Below are 1,896 nucleotides of genomic sequence, written 5' to 3' on the forward strand. Positions count from 1 at the left end.
TGTGCCTAGCGGACGGCTCCGTGGATGCGACCCTCCGCGCTGAAGTCGAGGCTCTCCTCGCCGCCGACCGATCTGCTCCGACAGAGGACCGGATCGACCTCGCCTCGGCCGCCGAGCTCATATCGGACGATGCGCCTGTCGTGGGAGAGCGTGTCGGTCCGTGGCGGGTGGTCCGAGAGCTAGGTCGTGGCGGCATGGGCCGCGTCGACCTCGTCGAGCGTGCGGACGGGGCGTACGACCAACGAGCGGCCCTCAAGCGTCTGGGTTTAGTGGCGCCCTCGAGGGTCAAGCGGTTTCTCCGAGAGCGCCAGATCCTCGCCTCGTTGCGTCATCCAGGCATCGCGCGGCTCCTGGATGGCGGCGTCGAAGGCGGGGCGCCGTACCTCGTCATGGAGTACGTCGAGGGCGAACCGATCACGACGTACGCCGACGCTCACGGCCTCCGCCTCCGCGACCGGCTGACCCTCTTTCTCCAGGTCTGCGACGCCGTTACCTACGCCCATCGTCGGCTGGTCGTCCACCGTGACCTTAAGCCCTCGAACGTGCTCGTGAGCGAGCGGGCTGAAGAGGACGGGTCCGCCGTCGCACACGTGACGCTCCTCGACTTCGGGGTCGCACGGCTCTTGGATGCCGACCTCGATGAGCCCGTCACCGCCGAGGGGTTTGGAGCTCCGCTCACGCCGGGCTACGCCTCGCCAGAGCAGATCGACGGCGGCGAGATCACGACGGCGACAGACGTGTGGTCACTCGGCGTTCTGCTCTACGAGCTGGTGACGGGGCGCCTTCCGTTCCCGACGCACAGTCGTGACGCGTGGGTCGATGCCATCCGTCGCGCAGCGCCGACGCTGCCGAGCGAGGTCGCCAAGACTGCATCCGGGACCGAGCCCCCGCCCACAGATGCTCGCCGCCTCCGGGGCGACCTCGATGCGATCTGCCTAGCGGCTCTGCAGAGCGAGCCCGAAAATCGGTACGTGGGTGCGGCCGACCTGGCGGCCGACCTGAGGCGGTACCTCGACGGACTCCCTGTCGACGCGCGGAGGCCCTCGGCGTGGTACCGCGTGCGGCGGTTTGCGGGGAGACACAAGGCGGCCGTCGCCGCAGCGCTCGCGGCGGTCGTGGTGGGCGCAGCTGGAACGGCGTTCTACACGGTCCGCCTCGCAGCCGAGCGTGACCTCGCCCAAGCCGCTCGCACCGAAGCCGTCGAGACCGCTACGTTCCTCGAGGACGTTCTCAGCGCCGCAAGCCCGTTTTCCACCCAGCGCCGGGATACACTACGTGTGGCAGACGTGCTGGCCGGCGCCGCGAGGGAGGTGGGTACGATGGGCTCGGCCCCAGCCCGGCAGGCCCACCTCTACACCGTGATCGGTCGGACGTTCGACGAGCTGGGCCGAGTCGCAGAGGCGGACTCTCTTCTGCGCCTGGCGCTCGGGCGGGCGGCGTTCGGGTCGGAGCGGTGGAACGAGGCTGCGACGGCGTTGGGGGAGGTCCTCGTGAAGGGGGACTCGTCCCAGGTCGCCGAGTCCGTCGACCTGTACCGCCAGGTACTCACGGATCGCGAGGCGCGGCTGCCGGAGACGGATCCTATGCTCGCCAACGCCCACTCCAGCCTCGCCTTCGGTCTCTGGATGGCGGACGACTATCCACGCGCCGAGAGCCTCGCCGCTCGGGCGGTCGCCCTTCATCGCGGGGCGTCTCCGCCGGACTCGGTCGGGTTCGCCAACGCGCTGAAGGTCTACGGCGACGCCCTCGAGACGACCCAGAAGAACGACGCGGCGGAGGCCATTTTTGTCGAGATGCTGGCCGTCCGGAGAGTGGTGTACGGACCGGAGCACCCGTCCGTCCCCATCGGCCTCAACAGCTTCGCTGGATTCCTGCGCAATCTAGAGCGGTACGACG

General features: G+C 69.4%; 1 protein-coding gene. It reads left to right on the plus strand.

Annotated features, from left to right (window positions below):
- Positions 1–194: 194 nt before the first annotated feature.
- A partial coding sequence (locus WBA11_RS04170; protein ID WP_424519466.1) for a protein kinase domain-containing protein occupies positions 195–1,896 on the plus strand: 1,702 nt, incomplete at its 3' end.

The organism is Rubrivirga sp. (genome assembly GCF_049648075.1).
Taxonomy (GTDB): Bacteria; Bacteroidota; Rhodothermia; order Rhodothermales; family Rubricoccaceae; genus Rubrivirga.